Source organism: Leifsonia sp. RAF41 (assembly GCF_052114085.1).
In the GTDB taxonomy this organism is placed as follows: Bacteria; Actinomycetota; Actinomycetes; order Actinomycetales; family Microbacteriaceae; genus Leifsonia.
The window spans coordinates 2,148,214-2,165,469 of record NZ_JBFREB010000001.1; the positions used below are offsets into that span (position 1 = coordinate 2,148,214).

The 17,256-nt window shown below is 69.9% G+C and carries 18 protein-coding genes; 2 read left to right on the forward strand and 16 right to left on the reverse strand.

The genetic code is table 11. From position 1 onward, the window contains the following. Nucleotides 1-85: 85 nt before the first annotated feature. The 8 genes from AB4Y74_RS10340 to AB4Y74_RS10375 form a co-directional block, all read right to left on the reverse strand. Nucleotides 86-649 carry an HhH-GPD-type base excision DNA repair protein gene (locus tag AB4Y74_RS10340; RefSeq protein ID WP_441798995.1) on the reverse strand — a complete coding sequence of 188 codons (564 nt, stop codon included), beginning with the start codon at nt 647-649 and terminating at the stop codon, nt 86-88. A gap of 4 nt (nt 650-653) precedes the next feature. Further along, a complete protein-coding gene (locus tag AB4Y74_RS10345; protein WP_441798996.1) occupies nt 654-872 on the reverse strand; it encodes an SCO4848 family membrane protein in 219 nt (72 codons plus the stop codon). A gap of 48 nt (nt 873-920) precedes the next feature. Then, a complete protein-coding gene (locus AB4Y74_RS10350) occupies nt 921-1,826 on the reverse strand; it encodes an SseB family protein (RefSeq protein ID WP_441798997.1) in 906 nt (301 codons plus the stop codon). Beyond that, entirely contained in the window at nt 1,810-2,556 is a 747-nt protein-coding gene (gene priA, locus AB4Y74_RS10355; protein ID WP_441798998.1) for a bifunctional 1-(5-phosphoribosyl)-5-((5-phosphoribosylamino)methylideneamino)imidazole-4-carboxamide isomerase/phosphoribosylanthranilate isomerase PriA, read from the reverse strand. Before priA ends, AB4Y74_RS10350 begins: the two co-directional genes overlap by 17 nt. Before the next feature lie 79 nt (nt 2,557-2,635). Further along, on the reverse strand, nt 2,636-3,277 hold the full coding sequence (hisH, locus tag AB4Y74_RS10360) for an imidazole glycerol phosphate synthase subunit HisH (protein WP_441798999.1): 642 nt from the start codon (nt 3,275-3,277) through the stop codon (nt 2,636-2,638). Next, nucleotides 3,274-3,876 carry an imidazoleglycerol-phosphate dehydratase HisB gene (gene hisB, locus AB4Y74_RS10365; protein WP_441799000.1) on the reverse strand — a complete coding sequence of 201 codons (603 nt, stop codon included), beginning with the start codon at nt 3,874-3,876 and terminating at the stop codon, nt 3,274-3,276. The genes hisH and hisB overlap by 4 nt, the downstream gene beginning before the upstream one ends. Beyond that, nucleotides 3,873-5,033 carry a histidinol-phosphate transaminase gene (locus AB4Y74_RS10370; RefSeq protein ID WP_441799001.1) on the reverse strand — a complete coding sequence of 387 codons (1,161 nt, stop codon included), beginning with the start codon at nt 5,031-5,033 and terminating at the stop codon, nt 3,873-3,875. The genes hisB and AB4Y74_RS10370 overlap by 4 nt, the downstream gene beginning before the upstream one ends. A 65-nt stretch (nt 5,034-5,098) precedes the next feature. Beyond that, on the reverse strand, nt 5,099-5,479 hold the full coding sequence (locus AB4Y74_RS10375) for a LysM peptidoglycan-binding domain-containing protein (protein ID WP_441799002.1): 381 nt from the start codon (nt 5,477-5,479) through the stop codon (nt 5,099-5,101). Nucleotides 5,480-5,737: 258 nt separating this feature from the next. Here AB4Y74_RS10375 and lexA point away from each other — a divergent pair, with 258 nt between their 5' ends. Beyond that, nucleotides 5,738-6,415 (forward strand): transcriptional repressor LexA, encoded by a 678-nt coding sequence (gene lexA, locus AB4Y74_RS10380; protein ID WP_441799003.1) that lies wholly within the window; start codon nt 5,738-5,740, stop codon nt 6,413-6,415. 115 nt (nt 6,416-6,530) lie between these two features. On the opposite strand, the gene AB4Y74_RS10385 is transcribed toward lexA, so the two are convergent. From AB4Y74_RS10385 to hflX, 4 genes are all read right to left on the reverse strand, one after another. Continuing rightward, complete coding sequence (locus AB4Y74_RS10385) at nt 6,531-6,881, reverse strand: metallopeptidase family protein (protein WP_441799004.1); 351 nt, start codon at nt 6,879-6,881, stop codon at nt 6,531-6,533. 110 nt (nt 6,882-6,991) lie between these two features. Continuing rightward, nucleotides 6,992-9,343 (reverse strand): 5-methyltetrahydropteroyltriglutamate--homocysteine S-methyltransferase, encoded by a 2,352-nt coding sequence (gene metE / locus AB4Y74_RS10390; RefSeq protein WP_441799005.1) that lies wholly within the window; start codon nt 9,341-9,343, stop codon nt 6,992-6,994. Further along, nucleotides 9,340-10,302, reverse strand: coding sequence for a methylenetetrahydrofolate reductase (locus AB4Y74_RS10395; RefSeq protein ID WP_441799006.1), 963 nt, complete (start codon nt 10,300-10,302; stop codon nt 9,340-9,342). The genes metE and AB4Y74_RS10395 overlap by 4 nt, the downstream gene beginning before the upstream one ends. A gap of 232 nt (nt 10,303-10,534) precedes the next feature. Then, nucleotides 10,535-12,085, reverse strand: a complete 1,551-nt coding sequence (gene hflX / locus AB4Y74_RS10400) for a GTPase HflX (RefSeq protein WP_441799007.1) — start codon at nt 12,083-12,085, stop codon at nt 10,535-10,537. A gap of 57 nt (nt 12,086-12,142) precedes the next feature. Between hflX and AB4Y74_RS10405 the strand changes: the two genes are divergently transcribed. Continuing rightward, entirely contained in the window at nt 12,143-12,754 is a 612-nt protein-coding gene (locus AB4Y74_RS10405; protein ID WP_441799008.1) for a class I SAM-dependent methyltransferase, read from the forward strand. A gap of 28 nt (nt 12,755-12,782) precedes the next feature. Here AB4Y74_RS10405 and dapF read toward each other — a convergent pair whose 3' ends face one another. The 4 genes from dapF to AB4Y74_RS10425 all read right to left on the reverse strand — a co-directional run bounded on the left by dapF (nt 12,783) and on the right by AB4Y74_RS10425 (nt 17,236). Next, nucleotides 12,783-13,661 (reverse strand): diaminopimelate epimerase, encoded by an 879-nt coding sequence (gene dapF, locus AB4Y74_RS10410; RefSeq protein ID WP_441799009.1) that lies wholly within the window; start codon nt 13,659-13,661, stop codon nt 12,783-12,785. A gap of 9 nt (nt 13,662-13,670) precedes the next feature. Then, a complete protein-coding gene (gene miaA / locus AB4Y74_RS10415) occupies nt 13,671-14,597 on the reverse strand; it encodes a tRNA (adenosine(37)-N6)-dimethylallyltransferase MiaA (RefSeq protein WP_441800436.1) in 927 nt (308 codons plus the stop codon). 101 nt (nt 14,598-14,698) lie between these two features. After that, nucleotides 14,699-16,315 (reverse strand): tRNA (N6-isopentenyl adenosine(37)-C2)-methylthiotransferase MiaB, encoded by a 1,617-nt coding sequence (gene miaB, locus AB4Y74_RS10420; RefSeq protein ID WP_441799010.1) that lies wholly within the window; start codon nt 16,313-16,315, stop codon nt 14,699-14,701. Between the two features lie 87 nt (nt 16,316-16,402). Then, on the reverse strand, nt 16,403-17,236 hold the full coding sequence (locus tag AB4Y74_RS10425; RefSeq protein WP_441799011.1) for a regulatory protein RecX: 834 nt from the start codon (nt 17,234-17,236) through the stop codon (nt 16,403-16,405). Nucleotides 17,237-17,256: the final 20 nt, after the last annotated feature.

Genomic DNA, 17,256 nt, shown 5'->3' on the forward strand with positions numbered 1-17,256 from the left:
TGAGACTATCGGCGACCACCGACAGGGATACGCCGTCCACAGACCGAGCCGAGCCGCGGAACAGGCGGCCCGGCTGTGGACGATTTCAGGCCTTCGCTGCGGCCTTCATCGCGCGCTTGTGCTCGCGCACCCGCGCCAGAGAGTCGGCGTCGACGATGTCGGCCACCGACCGATATCCGGGCGTGCCGTAGTCTCCTGCGGCCGCTGCCCAGCCGGGTGCCTGCAGACCCCTCTGCTTGCCGAGCAGCGCCAGGAAGATCTTCGCCTTCTGCTCGCCGAATCCCGGCAGCGCCTTGAGCCGCCGCAAGATCTCGGCGCCATCAGGATCGCCCTGCGTCCAGATCGCGGCGGTGTCGCCGCCCCAGTCCGACACGATCGCGGCCGCCAGCGCCTGCACCCGCCCCGCCATCGACCCGGGGAATCGGTGCACAGCGGGCGTCTGCTTCATGATCTCGGCGAGCTTCTCCGGGTCGAGTGCCGCGACCGTCGCCGGGTCCAGGGCGCCAAGACGGTCGCGCAGCTTGGCCGGGCCGGCGAACGCGGTCTCCATCGGGATCTGCTGGTCGAGCAGCATCCCGGTCAGCAATGCGAACGGCGATTCGTCGAGCAGGGCATCTGCGGCGGCGTCGCCGGTGATGTTGAGGGGCATGACCTCAGCCTGCCACCAGCAGGAGGACGCCCGCCACTGCGGACAGCAGCGCCAGGAGCAGAGCAACACCGAGCAGGACGCCGTGCACGATGAGGAACGGGGTCGCGCGGCCCGCGGCATCCCGCGCTCGCTGATCGTTTCGCACGCGCGCGAAGAAGCGGGGCCACGCGAAGACGTTGAAGACGGCATTCAGAAAAAGCACGATGGCGGCGAAAACGGTCATGGTGCGTCCAGCCTAAGCGGCAGGGCGGCGCTCGCTCGGCGCGAGCGCTCAGTCGGCGGATGCGACCAACTGCACCCGTAGCGAGTCGACCCGGGTCGCGATCACGTCATCCGCGGCCCAGCGCTGGGCAAGCCGGGTGAGGATGGCGTCCAGCTCCTCCTGCGTGAGCCCGGCCGCGAGCGACAGCCGGACGACGAGCTCCTCGCCGGCCAGCCGGCTGAGCGGGTCGCCCGCGAGCAACGCGACCTCGTGGACTCCCAGTTCGGGTGCGATGGAGGCACGGAACGCCTCGGTCACAGCGGGGTCGCGATCGCTGGGGACCCACGGTGTGCCTTGCGCGACGGCCCAGACAGCGGGACGCCTCAGGACGAACTCGGTTTCGGAGGTCGGGTCCAGCACGATCAGCTCGGTACCCTCCGACGCCGCTGCCAGCGCCGCCCGGCGGCCCTCCGCGGGCACCGGCCGGGCGGCCGGGTTCCACGCCTGCATCGCGGTCACGGACGAGAACACGGGCTGCGCCGTCCGTCCGTCGGGACCGGCGACGGTCACGATCGACAGTTCCTGCGTCTTGTCCACGAGCATGCCGGCGTCGTTCGCCCCCTCCTCGCCCAGCTCGGCGACGAGCGGGATGAGAAGGCGCGAGCCGCGGAGCGCATCCACGACCGACTCAGCGCCGGTCTCACCCGCGCGGAACGCTGCGAGCGCACCGAGCAACGCCGGAGGGGCCGAGCCGTCGTCGTCGCCGAACGGATTGTCGTCGAACTCCCTGCCCTCCCAGGCCTGACCAGCGGAGTCGGCGAGGGAGGCGGCGAATCCGGCCAGCCGCGCGGCACCCTCCCGACTCGGCACGGCGGGGCCGTCGCCCGCACTGGTGCGCGCAGCGTCGGACGCCCCACTCACCTCGGAGTGTCCGGCATCCGGGCCCGTCGGCGGCCGGTCAGCGTCCGGCGACATCCAGCGCCTCGGGCAGTGTGAACGCTCCGGCGTAGAGCGCCTTTCCGACGATGGCACCCTCGAGCCCGAGCGGTACGAGCTCGCGCAACGCGGCGATGTCGTCGAGGTTCGAGATGCCGCCGGAGGCGACGACGGGACGCTCGGTCCGGTCGAGCACCTGCCGCAGCAGGTCCAGGTTCGGGCCGCGCAACGTGCCGTCCTTGGTCACATCGGTGACGACGTAGCGGGCGCAGCCGGCGTCCTCGAGCCGGTCGAGGACCTCCCACAGGTCGCCGCCCTCCCGCGTCCAGCCGCGCGCCGCGAGCGTGGTGCCGCGCACGTCCAGCCCGACGGCGACGGCCTCGCCGTAGTTGCTGATCGCGCTGGCCGCCCACTCCGGATTCTCCAGCGCAGCGGTGCCCAGATTGACACGGGTCGCACCGGCCTCCAACGCGTGCTCGAGAGACGCGTCGTCCCGGATGCCGCCGGAGAGTTCGATGCTGACGCCGTGGACCTGGCGGATGACCCGCTTCAGCAGCGAGCGGTTCTCGCCGCGGCCGAACGCCGCGTCCAGGTCGACCAGATGGATCCACTCGGCGCCGGCCTCCGCCCACTCCGCGGCGGCATCCACCGGGTCGCCGTAGCTGGTCTCGCTGCCCGCCTCGCCCTGCGTCAGGCGCACCGCCTTGCCGTCGGCCACATCCACCGCGGGAAGGAGGACGAGCGGGGGCGTGCTGATGAAGTCGGTCATGTGATTCCTCGGGTCGTTCCGCGGCGAGCGTGCGGATGTGGCGGCGTTTGGATGTGCGTGGGGGGCGGCGAGCCGCCTGCTACAGCGAGCGGACCCAGTTGCGCAGCAGCCGGATGCCCGCGCTGCCGGACTTCTCAGGGTGGAACTGCGTCGCGCTGAGCGGACCGTTCTCGACGGCCGCGACGAACGGCACGCCGTGGTCGGCCCAGGTGACCTTCGGCTTGGGGAACGGCCCCTCCGGGTGCAAGGTCCAGTCCTGGGCGGCGTACGAGTGGACGAAGTAGAAACGCTCGTCCCGGAGACCGTCGAACAGCATCGAATCCTCCGGCGCGCGCACCGTGTTCCAGCCCATGTGCGGCACGACGTCGGCACGGATGAGGTCGACCGTGCCCGGCCACTCCCCCAGGCCCTCCGTCTCGAGGCCGTGCTCGACGCCCCGGTCGAACATGATCTGCATTCCCACGCAGATGCCGAGTACGGGGCGACCTCCGGCAAGGCGGCGGTCGATGACCTCGTCGCCGTGGGATGCGCGCAGCGCCTCCGCGACGGCGGTGAACGCACCGACACCCGGCACGAGCAGGCCATCGGCCTCTTGGGCCCGCTTGCGGTTGCCGGTCAGCTCGACGTCTGCACCGGCCGCTTCGAGGGCTTTGACCGCCGAGTGGACGTTGCCCGTCCCGTAGTCGAAGACGACGACATCCGGCCTGCGTCCGTCGGTCACAGCGCTCCCTTGGTCGACGGGATGCCGCTGATCAGTGGGTCGAGGGCTTTGGCCTGGCGGAACGCGCGCGCGAAGGCCTTGAACTCGGCTTCCGCGATGTGGTGGGGGTCGCGTCCGCCCACGACGGTGATGTGCGTCGTGATGCGCGCGTTGAAGGTGATGGCCTCGAAGACGTGGCGCACCATCGAGCCGGTGAAGTGACCGCCGATCAGGTGCAGCTCGAAGCCGGCGGGCTCGCCGGTGTGCACGAGGTACGGGCGCCCGGAGATGTCGACGACCGCCTGCACCAGGGCCTCGTCGAGGGGGACGAGCGCGTCGCCGTAGCGCGAGATGCCGACCTTGTCGCCGAGCGCCTCGGCGATCGCCTGCCCGAGGACGATGCCCACGTCTTCGACCGTGTGGTGCACGTCGATGTCGGTGTCTCCGCTGGCGCGGATCCGCAGATCGGTCAGCGAGTGCTTGGCGAACGCGGTGAGCAGGTGGTCGAAGAAGGGGACGCTGGTCTGGATGTCGGATGTGCCGGTGCCGTCGAGGTCGAGGCTCAACTCGATGCTCGACTCACTCGTTGCCCGCGAGACCGAGGCGGCGCGATTCGTCATGTGTCCGAGTCTACCGGGGCGGTCTCGGACCGCTCCGGGGCCTCGTCATCCCCGGTCACGCTCGACCGGGCTCCGCGGACCGGGCGGCCCAGCGCAGCGAGACTCTCGAGGAACGCAGTGGTCTCCGTCTCGGTTCCTGCCGTGACCCGGAGGTGGTGCGGGATGCCCACATCGCGGATGAGGATGCCGCGCTGGGCGAGTGCTTCGAACGTCGCGTGGGGGTCGTCGACTCCGCCGAACAGGACGAAGTTGCTCCCGCTGCGGTGCGGCATGTAGCCGAGACGCGCGAGTTCGGCGACCAGCCGGTCGCGCTGCACGCGGATCTCACCGACCGTCGCCAGCATCTCATCGGAGTGGGCGAGGGCGCCCAGGGCGGCGGCCTGCGTCAGGGCGGAAAGGTGGTACGGGAGGCGGACCAGGCGCAGCGCATCGGTGACCGCCGGGTCGGCGGCCAGGTAGCCGACGCGCGCGCCGGCGAAGGCGAACGCTTTGCTCATGGTGCGGGAGATCAGAAGTCGTGGGCGCCCCGGCAGCAGGGTGAGCGCGGAGGGCGTCCCCGCGGGAAGGAACTCGGCGTACGCCTCGTCCACGACCACGATTCCGCGAGCGGCGTCGTACGCCGCCTCGATGGTGTCCAGGTCGAGCGGTGTGCCGGTCGGATTGTTGGGCGAGCACAGGATCACGATGTCCGGGTCGAGTTCACGGATCTGCGCGGCCGCCGTTTCCGGTGACAGTTCGTAGTCGGCGTCCCGGGTGCCGGCCAGGTAGGCCGTGCCCGTGCCCGAAGCGAGCAGGGGGTACATGGAGTAGGTGGGCGCAAAGCCCAGCAGAGAGCGACCGGGACCTCCGAAGGCCTGGAGGATGTGCTGGAGCACCTCGTTCGACCCGTTCGCCGCCCAGATGTCGTCCGCCGTAAGGCCGTGCCCAAGGTACCTCGCGAAGGCCTCCCGCAATTCGGTGAACTCGCGGTCGGGGTATCGGTTGACTCCCCCGACGGCTGCGGCGACTCGGGCGACGATGTCGGACGCGACGTCCTCCGGCACCGGATGCGTGTTCTCGTTCACATTGAGCGCGACGGGCACCGGACGCTGCGGTGCACCGTACGGGGAACGACCGCGGAGGTCGTCTCGGATCGGCAGCTCGGAGAGGGAAGTCACCGTTCAATCGTAGTCACGCGACGCAGCCCGAAATCCGGTCAGGACGAAGAACGAAAACGCCGCCCTTACCGCGCGTACTTGGTCGGCACCGCGAGCTGCTGGCCCGGCGAGACCACCGCCGACTCCAGCCCGTTCAGCGACACCATGTCGGCGATCACATCGCGCGGGTCGGCGTTGGGCGCGACGCGCTCCGCCACCGACCACAGCGAGTCGCCGGACTCGACGGAGACGTACTGGAAGCTGACGTGGGCCTGCTCGCCGCTGGCGATGGCGCCGCCGCCGTTCAGCGCGAAGACGAGTGCACCGATCACGAGCGGCATGGCGACCAGCGCAGACAACACCGCGCGGCCGCGTCGGGTGAGACGCAGGCGGACGCGTGCTCCCTCGGGCAGTGGCGGGACCGCGCGAAGGGCGGGAACCGACTCGCTCATCAGTACTGCACTCATGGCCGTGACCTCCTCAGACTCGCGGGTGCGAAGCTGTGTTCCGAATGTATCTTCGAATGTCTGAATCCGCAAGGCGCCCGAAGACGAGGAATTTGCCGATGAAGTTCGCGACACACTCGAACACATGTTTGTCTTCCCTTCCCGACGCGGATACAGTTTCGACTGTCTGAGGACATCAGATCAGGTACCACCGACATTCCTGCCGGAGAGCATCGCGAGAGCGACCCGGTGGACGGCCCAGGCCAGGAGAGGACGCCCGTGTCGAACGAGAACCAGGCCCGCGGAGGCACTCGCCGCCGTAAGAACCTGAGCGACAAGCAGTTGGCGATCCTGGACTTCATCCAGCGCTCGGTGAGCCAGCGCGGCTATCCGCCGAGCATGCGCGAGATCGGCGACGCGGTGGGGCTCTCCTCCCTCTCCTCCGTGACCCACCAGCTCAACCAGCTCGAGCTGAGCGGCTACCTGCGCCGCGACCCGAACCGTCCACGCGCGCTCGAGATCCTGATCGATCTGCCCTCGACCTCGCAGACGCCCGACTACGAGAACCAGACGCCGGTCGGCGACGCGGCGATGGTCCCCCTGGTCGGCCGCATCGCGGCCGGAATTCCGATCACCGCCGAGCAGCAGGTCGACGAGGTGTTCCCCCTCCCCCGCCAGCTGGTGGGCAACGGCGAGCTCTTCATGCTCAAGGTGGTCGGCGAGTCGATGATCGACGCCGCCATCTGCGACGGCGACTGGGTCGTCATCCGGGCGCAGAACACGGCGGAGAACGGCGACATCGTCGCGGCGATGCTCGACGAGGAGGCGACGGTCAAGGTCTTCCGTCAGCGCGACGGCCACACCTGGCTGCTGCCGCGCAACTCGAACTTCGAGCCGATCCTGGGCGACTTCGCGCAGGTTCTCGGCAAGGTCGTGGCCGTCCTCCGCGCCGTCTGACTTCCCGCACCCCTCGCGTCGCCCTGGCCGATTCGTCCTGAATTGTCGGTATCGCCCCCGCTTTCCGGCAATTCGTGACGAATCGTGGGTCATGGTCCGCCAGGCGCGCGGCAGCTCAGGCCCAGCCGAGCTCCTGGAGTCGCTGATCGCTCAGCCCGAAGTAGTGGCCGATCTCGTGCACCAGGGTCACGCGGACGCGCGCCCGCAGCTCGTCCTCGGTGGCCGCCGACGCTTCCAGGTTGTTCCGGTACAGCGTGATGCGGTCCGGTAGCTCCCCGAACCCGTACACACCCCGCCGGGTCAGCGGGCGACCGCTGTACAGTCCGAACAGACGCGGGCGCGCACCGGCCGGCTGATCCTCGATCAGGATGGCCACGTTCTCGAGCGGCCCGACCATGTCGTCCGGCAGAGCGTCGAAGATGTCGCCGACCATCCGCTCGAACTCGTCGTCCGCCATTCTCACCATGAACTCAACCGCACCATGCGCTCATCCTCACACGACGGCGCACACGGCACCGGCCCCGGTTCGCTGTGCGCGTACCGGGGCCGGTGGCGGTGTGAGCCCGCTCGCGAGGGTCAGGCCGTGACGGCCGCCCGCTCGCGGACGCCGCGCGTCGCCTCGATGATGTTGCGGAGCGACGCGACCGTCTCGTCGTAGCCGCGGGTCTTGAGCCCGCAGTCGGGGTTCACCCAGAGCTGGCGGCCCGGAATGGCGCTCAGCGCGGTCTCCAACAGCTCGGTCACTTCGGCGACCGACGGCACGCGCGGCGAGTGGATGTCGTAGACGCCCGGTCCGATGCCGTGTTCGAAGCCGGAGCGCTGGATGTCGTGGACGACCTCCATCCGGCTGCGCGCGGCCTCGATGCTGGTCACGTCGGCATCCAGGTTGCGGATCGCGTCGATCACCACACCGAACTCCGAGTAGCAGAGGTGCGTGTGGATCTGCGTCCGGTCGGCGACTCCGGACGTTGCCAGCCGGAACGAACCGACCGACCACTCCAGGTAGTCGTCCTGCGCCGCCTTCTTGAGCGGCAGCAACTCCCGCAACGCCGGCTCGTCGACCTGCACGACGCGGATTCCGGCCTCTTCCAGGTCGGCGATCTCGTCGCGCAGAGCCAGCGCCACCTGGCGCGCGGTCTCGCCGAGGGGCTGGTCGTCGCGGACGAAGGACCACGCCAGGATGGTGACCGGGCCGGTCAGCATCCCCTTCACGGGCTTGTCGGTGAGGCTCTGCGTGTACGACGACCAGTCGACCGTGATCGGTGCCGGACGCGACACGTCGCCCCAGAGGATGGACGGGCGGGTACAGCGCGAACCGTACGACTGGACCCAGCCGTTCTGTGTGACCGCGAAGCCGTCGAGGTTCTCGGCGAAGTACTGCACCATGTCGTTGCGCTCGGGCTCGCCGTGCACGATGACGTCGATCCCGATCTCCTCCTGGAGGTCGACGACGCGCTTGATCTCCTCGCGCATCCGCCCCAGGTACTCCGCCTCGGTGATCAGGCCCTTCGCCAGCTGCGCCCGCGAGCGCCGGATGTCGGCGGTCTGCGGGAAGGATCCGATCGTGGTGGTGGGGAGGAAGGGGAGGCCGAGCGACTCCTGCTGTGCGGCCAGCCGCCTGTCGTAGTCGCCGCGGCGGAAGTCCGCGCGGGTCAGGGCCGCCTCACGCTCGCGGACCGCCGGGACGCGCACACCGGGAGCCGAGGCGCGGTCGGCGAGCGCGGCTGTCGCTGCGCTCAGGTCGCCCTGGATCGCCTCGTGGCCGTCGACGATCCCGCGGGCGAGCACCGCCACCTGCGCGACCTTCTGGTCCGCGAAAGCGAGCCAGGTCTTCAGGCGCGCGTCGAGGTCCGGCTCGTCCTCGACGTCGTGCGGGACGTGCAGCAGCGAGGTGGACGTCGACACCGCGACGTCGGGGCTGAGCGACAGGAGCTGGGTCAGCGTCCCGAAGGCCGCCTCCAGGTCGCCGCGCCAGATGTTGTGGCCGTCGATGACGCCGCCCACGATGGTTTTCTGCGACAGAGCGGACGCGGTGGCCGCGTCGAGCCCGGACGGCACGGAGCCACGCACGAGGTCGAGCGAGAGGGCCTCGATCGGGGTGGCCGCGAGAGGCACGAGGGCATCGTCGAGGCTGCCGTACGGGGCCGCGACGAAGATCGCGGGCCGATCGGTCGCCGCGCCGAGCTCGTCGTACGCGGTGCGCACCGCCGCGAGCACCGCATCCCGGGGCTCGTCGATGCTCTCGCTGACCAGTGCCGGCTCGTCCAGCTGCACCCACGGTGCGCCTGCGGCGGCGAGCCGAGCCAACAGTTCGCGGTACACCGGGAGCAGGTCGGCCAGACGCGACAGCGGACGGAAGCCCTCCGGGGCGTCGTCGCTCGCCTTGCTCAGCAGGAGGAAGGTCACCGGTCCGACGACGACCGGACGCGTGACGAAACCGGCGGCGCGGGCCTCCTCGAATTCGCGCACGATGCGGTCGGACGCCAGGCGGAAGTCCGTCTCCGGGCCGATCTCCGGCACCAGGTAGTGGTAGTTGGAGTCGAACCACTTCGTCATCTCCAGCGGCGGGTTGTCCCCCTCGCCCCGGGCGATCGTGAAGTAGCCGGTCAGATCGACCGAGCCGTCGGCTCCGGTGAGCGCGGCGAAACGCGAGGGCACAGCGCCCACGGTGACCGCCGCATCCAACACCTGGTCGTAGTAGCTGAAACTCTCCGGGATGGACGCGTCGGTGCGGCCGAGGCCGAGCGACGCGAGACGCTCACGCGTGGCGGCACGGAGTTCCGCAGCCGTGGCCTCCAGTTCGTCCGCGGTGATGCTGCCGGCCCAGAACGCCTCGACGGCCTTCTTGAGCTCGCGGCGGCGGCCGATGCGCGGGTAGCCGATGATGGTGCCGGCGGGGAACGCCGTACGCGCGGTGGTGTCGGTCATGCTGGTTCCTTCTGGGTGGTGGGGCGGTCGCGGTCACCGGCCGGCAGGGCGCCGATCCGGTCCAGCACAGAGAGAACGGCCTCGTGCTGGTTGAACGTGTACAGGTGGAGGCCGGGCGCGCCGCCCTCGAGCAGGCGCTGGGCGAGCCGGGCGGCCCAGGCGATTCCGATCTCGCGCCGACCCTCGTCGGTCGGCTCGACCTCCAGCTCGATGGCGAGGTCGCTCGGCAGGTCTTCGCCGCTCAGCTCCAGCATCCGCTTGAGGCGCGCCGGGCTGGTGACGGGCATGATGCCGGGCAGGATGGGGAACCCCACCCCGGCCTCCGCCGCGCGCTGGGTGAAGTGGAGGTAGTCCTCCGCGTGGAAGAACAGCTGCGTGATGCCCAGGTTGGCCCCGGCGGCCTGCTTGGCGAGGAGGGCGTCGATGTCCTGCGACACGGAGCGCGACGACGGGTGACCGTTCGGGAAGGCCGCAACGGCGATCTGCACATGCTCGCGGTGCTCCAGCACGGCCTGGGCGTGCAGCTCGGGGACGGTCAGCTCGCCGTACGGCACGCGCTCGGCCTGCACGCGGTGGATGAGCTGCACGAGTTCCGCGGTCGTACGGATGTCGCCGATCGGATCGTCCCCTTCCGGCAGGTCCGCCGGCGGATCGCCCCGAACAGCGAGGAAGCGGCGCACGCCCGCATCCAGGAACTCCCGGATCAACCGGTTCACTTCCTCGTGGGACGACCCGACGCAGGTCAGGTGCGCCATCGGGCTCACGTCGGTGTGCTCCAGGATGTAGCGGAGCACCTCCAAGGAGGCCGTACGGGAAGAGCCGCCGGCTCCGAACGTCACCGAGATGAAGTCGGGGCGCACCGCCGCCAGACGGTCGATCGTCGCCGGGAGCGCGGCAGCCGCACGCTCGGTGCGCGGCGGATACAGCTCGAAGGAGTACCGGGTCTCGGTACAGCTCATGGGATCCTCGGATGGTCGGACAGCGGCACGGGACACCCCGCCTGATGCACGCGGCACAGGTGGGTTTCACGGGCGGGTGCCGGGCTCGGCTGTCGCACCACCTCGGCGGATCGCCCGCTTCGGTTGAGAGGCAATCTAGCAACGCAGAAGGCCGGACGGAATCGTCTGCGTCATCCTTCGACACAGTCGTTCCGTCCGGCCTCCCGGATCGGTGCTCTCGACGAACGGCGGATCAGGCCGTCGGCGCCACCTCGAACGGCTCGAACGCCGCATGGTATTCGGGCATGATCTTCGCGGTAACGCGCGTCCCGTCCTCCACATAGTCGGTCGAGATCACCCGGCCACGCTCGTGCAGGGCCGAGATGAGGTCACCGCGGTCGTACGGCACCACGAGTTCGACCTCGAGGGACGGATCCGGCAGCAGGCGCGCAATGGCGGCCAGCACCTCGTCGATGCCCTCGCCTGTGCGGGCGGAGGCGAAGATGGCGCCCGGCTCCAGGCCGCGCAGCACCAGCCGGTCGTCCGCGGGGATCAGGTCGGCCTTGTTGAAGACCACGATCTCCGGGATGTCGCGCGCACCGACCTCGCCGATGACGTCGCGGACCGTCGCCAGCTGCGAAGCCGGGTCCGGGTGCGAACCGTCGACCACGTGGACGATGACGTCGGAATCGGCGACCTCCTCCAAGGTGGAGCGAAAGGCCTCCACGAGCTGATGCGGCAGATTGCGCACGAAGCCCACCGTGTCGGCCAGCGTGTACAACCGGCCGTCGGCCGTCACACTCCGGCGGACGGTCGCATCCAGAGTCGCGAACAGCGCGTTCTCGACCAGCACACCGGCCTTCGTCACCCGGTTCAGCAGGCTCGACTTGCCGGCGTTGGTGTAGCCGGCGATCGCCACGGACGGCACCGAGTTGCGGTTGCGGTTGGCGCGTTTCGCTTCGCGCGCGGGCTTGAACCCCGCGATCTGCTTGCGCAGGCGGGCCATGCGGGTGTGGATGCGGCGGCGGTCCAGCTCGATCTTCGTCTCACCGGGACCACGCGAACCCATGCCGGCGCCTGCGCCACCCACCTGGCCACCGGCCTGGCGGGACATCGACTCGCCCCAGCCGCGGAGACGCGGCAGCAGGTACTCGAGCTGTGCGAGCTCGACCTGCGCCTTGCCCTCACGGCTCTTGGCGTGCTGGCTGAAGATGTCGAGGATCACCGCGGTGCGGTCGATCACCTTCACCTTCACCACGTCCTCCAGCGCACGGCGCTGGCTCGGCGCGAGCTCGGTGTCGGCGATGACGGTGTCGGCGCCGAGCGCCGCCACGAGGCCGGCCAGTTCCTCCGCCTTGCCGCGGCCGAGGTAGGTGCTGGCGTCGGGATGCGGTCGCCGCTGCAGCAGGCCGTCGAGCACGGCTGCGCCGGCCGTCTCAGCGAGTGCCGCCAGCTCGCGCATCGAGTTCTCCGCGTCCTGCAGCGAACCCTGCGAGTAGACGCCGATCAGTACGACGTTCTCGAGCCGCAGCTGCCGGTACTCGACCTCGGTGACGTCTTGCAGTTCGGTCGACAGCCCGGAAACGCGGCGCAGCGCGGCGCGCTCCTCACGGTCGAACTGCTCGCCGTCGTGCGAGCCTCCGTCGGTGCCCTCCGCCTGCAGCGCCTGGGCGCGTGAGGCGGTGCTGCCGCCGAAGAGCGTCACCGACGCGCGGTTCTGCTGGGTTGCGAGCACGCGTGCGACCACGTCGTCGGCGTCGTTGTCGCGGGTGTCGTGTTCGCGGGTATCAGTCTTATCAGTCATTCAGTTCCCCTGATCTGGGTTAACCCTAGTTTGTTCGTGTCCTGTACGGTCGAGTTCATGGCCAGCGGAGATCACTACTTTTCCCCGGCACCGGAGAGCGAAGTGAACCTGCGGCCGTTCACCGCACGCCTGGCGGGCCAGACGTACGAACTGGTGACGGCCAACGGGATCTTCAGCCCCGAGCGCATCGACATGGGTACGAGAGTGCTGCTCGACCACGTCCCTTCAGCGCCGCCCGGAGGGAATCTCCTCGACCTGGGCTGCGGCTGGGGACCGCTGGCTCTCACACTTGCTCTCGAATCCCCTCATGCGACGGTCTGGGCCGTCGACGTCAACAACCGAGCGTTGGATGTGGTGCGCCGGAACGCGCAGAAACTCGGTCTCACCAATGTAAACCCGGTGACCCCCGATAATGTTCCCGCGGACGTGCAATTTACGACGATCTGGTCGAACCCGCCCATCCGTGTCGGCAAGAACGAGCTGCACGGCATCTTGGAGCAGTGGCTGCCCCGGCTGGAGCCGGGATCGGACGCGTGGCTGGTCGTGCAGCGCAACCTCGGGAGCGACTCCCTGCACCGCTGGATCCAGGCGACCCTCCCGGAACTGACGACGACCCGCGTGGGCACCTCCAAGGGCTACCGCGTGCTGCGCGCCCGCGCCCACGACTGACCGGCCCACACCTGCCCAGCAGACAGGGTCAGGCGAGGTCGAGCGTGCCCGTGAAGACGAGTTCGGCGGGGCCGGAGAGGCCGACGTGCTCGCCGTCCTCCGTCGGGAACATGCGGACGCCGACCGTGCCGCCGGGCACATCCACGCGCCACTGGTTCGGTGCGCCCTCGCCCGCCCAGTAACGGACCGCCAGCGCAGCCGCCGCTGCACCGGTGCCGCAGGAGAGCGTCTCGCCGCTCCCGCGCTCGTGCACGCGCATCCGGATGCGGCCAACGCCGTCCTTGATCAGTGGCTCGTGCGGCACGACGAACTCGACGTTCGCCCCGTGCTCGGGCGCGGGCTCGAGGTGAGGGATGTACGTGAGGTCGGCCGCATCCAGCTCGGAGTCGTCGGCGACCGCGACCACCACGTGCGGGTTGCCCATGTCGATTCCGAGGCCCGGACGGGCGATGGGGAGCTCTTTGGCGCGTACGAGCGGCTCACCGCCGGCGAGGCCCCAGCGACCGAGGTCGACCTGGAAGCCGTTCGTGCTGCGCTGCACGTCGCGCACCCCGGAACGCGTGCCGATGCTCAGCGTCCCGCCCTCGGGCAGCTCGGCAAGCCCGGTCTCCAGCAGGTAGCGGACGTACACGCGGATCCCGTTCCCGCACATCTCGGCGGCCGACCCGTCGGCGTTGTAGTAGTCCATGAACCAGGTGGCGGCGTCGTCCTCTGCGAGCGCGGCCTCCCCCTCGGGCAGGTGAGCCGAACGCACGGCGCGGATCACGCCGTCGGCGCCCACACCGAAGTGCCGATCGCAGATCTCCGCGATCTGGGTGGCGCTGAGCGGCAGCAAGCCCTCCGGGTCGGAGTACAGCACGAAGTCGTTGCCGGTGCCCTGACCCTTGGTGAAGTGGATGGTCGCCATGCCCCCAGCCTACCGATCCGGGCCGGACGCTTCGCCCGCCAGAGCAAGGGCGGAATCCACCAGCTCCTCGTCGTCGTAGTCGAGCCAGTGGATGCCCGGGTAGCGCTTGAACCAGCTGACCTGCCGTCGGGCATAGCGCCGCGTCAGCTGCTGCGTCTGGGCGATCGCATCCTCGCGGCCGAGTTCGCCCCGGAGCTCGGCGAGGGCCTGCGCGTAACCGATGGCGCGCCGCGCGGTGACACCCCGGTCGATGCCGTTCGGGATGAGGTCGGTCACCTCGGCGAGCAAGCCGTCCGCCCACATCCGCTCCACTCGCGCATCGAGCCGCGCGACGAGTTCGTCCCGCGGGGCTGCCAGCCCGATGACGACAGTCGGCTCGTGCCACAGCGACGGTTCGTCGGGCAGCGCACCCGTCACCGAGGTTCCAGTGAGCTCGGCGACCTCCAGGGCGCGGACGATGCGGCGCCCGTTGCGGGAGCCGATGCGCCGGGCCGCCTCGGGGTCGAGGCCGGCAAGACGCTGGAACAGCATCCCCGGCCCGTGCTCGGTCAGCTCCGCTTCGAGGCGCGCTCGGAGCTCCGGGTCCGTGCCGGGGAAGCGGAGGTCGAACAGGACGCTGGAGACGTACAGTCCGGAGCCCCCGACGAGGATGGGCGTGGCACCGCGGTCGAGGATGTCTGCGATCGTCTCACGGGCGGCGGGCTGATAGCGGGCGACGGTCGCCTCGTCGGTGACGTCGAGCACATCGAAGAGGTGGTGCGGGATGCCACGCCACTCGGCCGGGCGGATCTTGGCGGTGCCGATGTCCATTCCGCGGTACTGCTGCATGGCGTCGGCGTTGACGACTTCGGCGGACCGGCCGCGGTCGCGAAGTGCTTCGGCGAGAGCCAGCGAGAGGTCGGTCTTGCCCGTTCCGGTCGGACCGACGATGGCGATGAGGGGCGGCGCGGCGGGCGGAGCGGGGGCGGGCGTCGCGGGGGCGGGCGTCGCGTCGGCGGGCGTCGCGTCGGCGGGCGTCGCGTCGGCGGGCGTCGCGCTCAGCGCAGTCCGTCCGTCGGGTCGTAGATCGGCATGGTGCCGACACCCGGCGAGGTGAGCGGTTCGCGGGTGCGGAGGGTCGGCAGCCCGAGGGACACACGCCCGGCCGCGGCCTGCGTCGCTCCGGAGGACCCGTCGTGGGACGGGACGGCGCAGGAGTCGGCCTCGGCGCGGTCCCACGCCTCCCCCGCTCGTGTCCGGCGGATTCGCAGGGGCGCGCCGTCGGACGCGTCGGCGATCAGGTAGTGGGGCGCCACCTGGGACACGCGAACGGTCACGACGTCGCCCGGACGCGGCATCTCAGAACCCGCGGCGACCTCGAAGTGGACGAGGCGGCTGTCGCGGGCGCGACCGCTGAGGCGGTGGGTGTCCGCATCCTTCCGGCCTTCGCCGTTGGCGACCAGCAGTTCGACCTCACGGCCGACCATTCGTTGGTTCTCCTCGAAGGAGATCCGCTCCTGGAGGGCGGTGAGGCGCTCGTAGCGGTTCTGAACGATCTCCTTGGGCACCTGGTCCGGCATCGTCGCCGCGGGTGTTCCCGGCCGGATCGAGTACTGGAAGGTGAACGCGGACGCGAAACGCGCCGCTTCGACGACCCGGAGCGTCTCCTGGAAGTCTTCCTCAGTCTCCCCGGGGAAGCCGACGATGATGTCGGTGCTGATGGCCGCGTCCGGAAGCTTGGCCCGAACCCGGTCGAGGATGCCGAGGAATTTCTCCGAGCGGTACGAACGCCGCATCGAGCGCAGGATGCGGTCGGATCCGGACTGCAGCGGCATGTGCAGCTGGGGCATCACGTTCGGAGTCTCCGCCATGGCGTCGATCACATCGTCGGTGAACGCCGCCGGGTGCGGGCTGGTGAAGCGGATGCGCTCGAGGCCTTCGATCTGACCGGCCGCGCGGAGCAACTTGCTGAACGCCTGCCGGTCGCCGAACTCGACGCCGTACGAGTTGACGTTCTGCCCGAGGAGCGTGACCTCGATGGCGCCGTCGTCGACGAGCGCCTGGATCTCCGCGAGGATGTCGCCGGGCCGGCGGTCTTTCTCCTTGCCGCGGAGCGAAGGAACGATACAGAACGTGCACGTGTTGTTGCAGCCGACCGAGATGGAGACCCAGCCGGAGTAGGACGAGTCGCGCTTGGTGGGCAGCGTCGACGGGAACGTCTCGAGCGACTCGAGGATCTCGATCTCCGCAGCGTCGTTGTGACGGGCGCGTTCGAGCAGGCTGGGCAGGGCGCCCATGTTGTGGGTTCCGAAGACCACATCCACCCAGGGGGCCTTCTCGAGGATGACGTTCTTGTCTTTCTGGGCGAGGCAACCGCCGACGGCGATCTGCATCCCCTCGTGGCGTCGCTTGACGCTGGCCAGGTGGCCGAGGTTGCCATAGAGCTTGTTGTCGGCGTTCTCGCGCACAGCGCAGGTGTTGATGACGACGATGTCGGCCTCTTCACCGTTTGCGGGGACGTATCCGGCAGCTTCGAGGGACCCGCTGAGCCGCTCGGAGTCGTGGACGTTCATCTGGCAGCCGAACGTCCGCACCTCGTACGTGCGCGCCCGTCCGTCGGCGCGGACCGCCGCCTCGGAGGGGTCGATGACGCTGCGCTGTTCCAGGATGCTCATAATGGCGACAAGTCTACGTTTCTCCTCCGCCGCGCGACGACACCCGCAGACGGCTCGGGCGCACGGCGCCCCTACTGGAAGGCGTCCCTATTGGAAGCGGACGCCGGATCCGCCGCGCGATCGTCGCCCGGCGAAGGCGGTGTCCATCGCCTGGCGAACGACATCGGACGCGTAACCCTTGCGGGAGAGGAACCCGTGCAGCCGACGCCGTGCCGTCTCGTCGTCGTACGACGACAGTTGACCCATCCGTTTGACGGCGAGTTCCGTCGCGCGCTCGAGCTCGTCGTCGTCACCGATGTCGGACAATGCGGTCTCGATCAGGACGGGGTCGATGTGCCGGCGCTTGAGCTCCTGCTCGATCGCTGTTCGGCCGAGACCCTTGCGGCTGTGCTGCGTGAACGCGAGCGTGGTGGCAAGGGACGCATCGTCGATCACGCCCATCGCCTCCAGCCGATCGAGCTCGGGACCGTACACCTCGGCGTCGATCTCGCGCTTGGTCAGGAGCTGTTCGAGCTCCCATCGCGACATTCCGCGCCGCGCCAGCTGGCGGATGGCCAGGCCGGTGGTCTTGCGGGTCTGCCGGATGGTTTCTTCGTCGGGCTGCTCGTCGCCAGCGCGAACCGACCCGGCCGGCGGCACGGCCTCCGCCCCCCAGGTGTTGTTCCAGCCGCCCTCGGCGGTCGCGCCGGCGGGCCGCTCGCTACCGGGCAACGCGACGACCGGACGCGCAGCCGACCCGCGGGATGGGTGGTCGTCACTACCGCGTCCACGCGCGGGGGTCGCACGTCGGAGCGGTGTCACGGGAGCGAGGCGCTCCCCCGCGACTGCACCACCGGGCGACGACTCCCCCGCGCCGGAGCTCTCGCCCGGGGTTGCACCGCTCGCGTCGCCCTCTGGCGACGACGGGAATCTCACCACCACGCGGAACTCCTTCGGGAGGC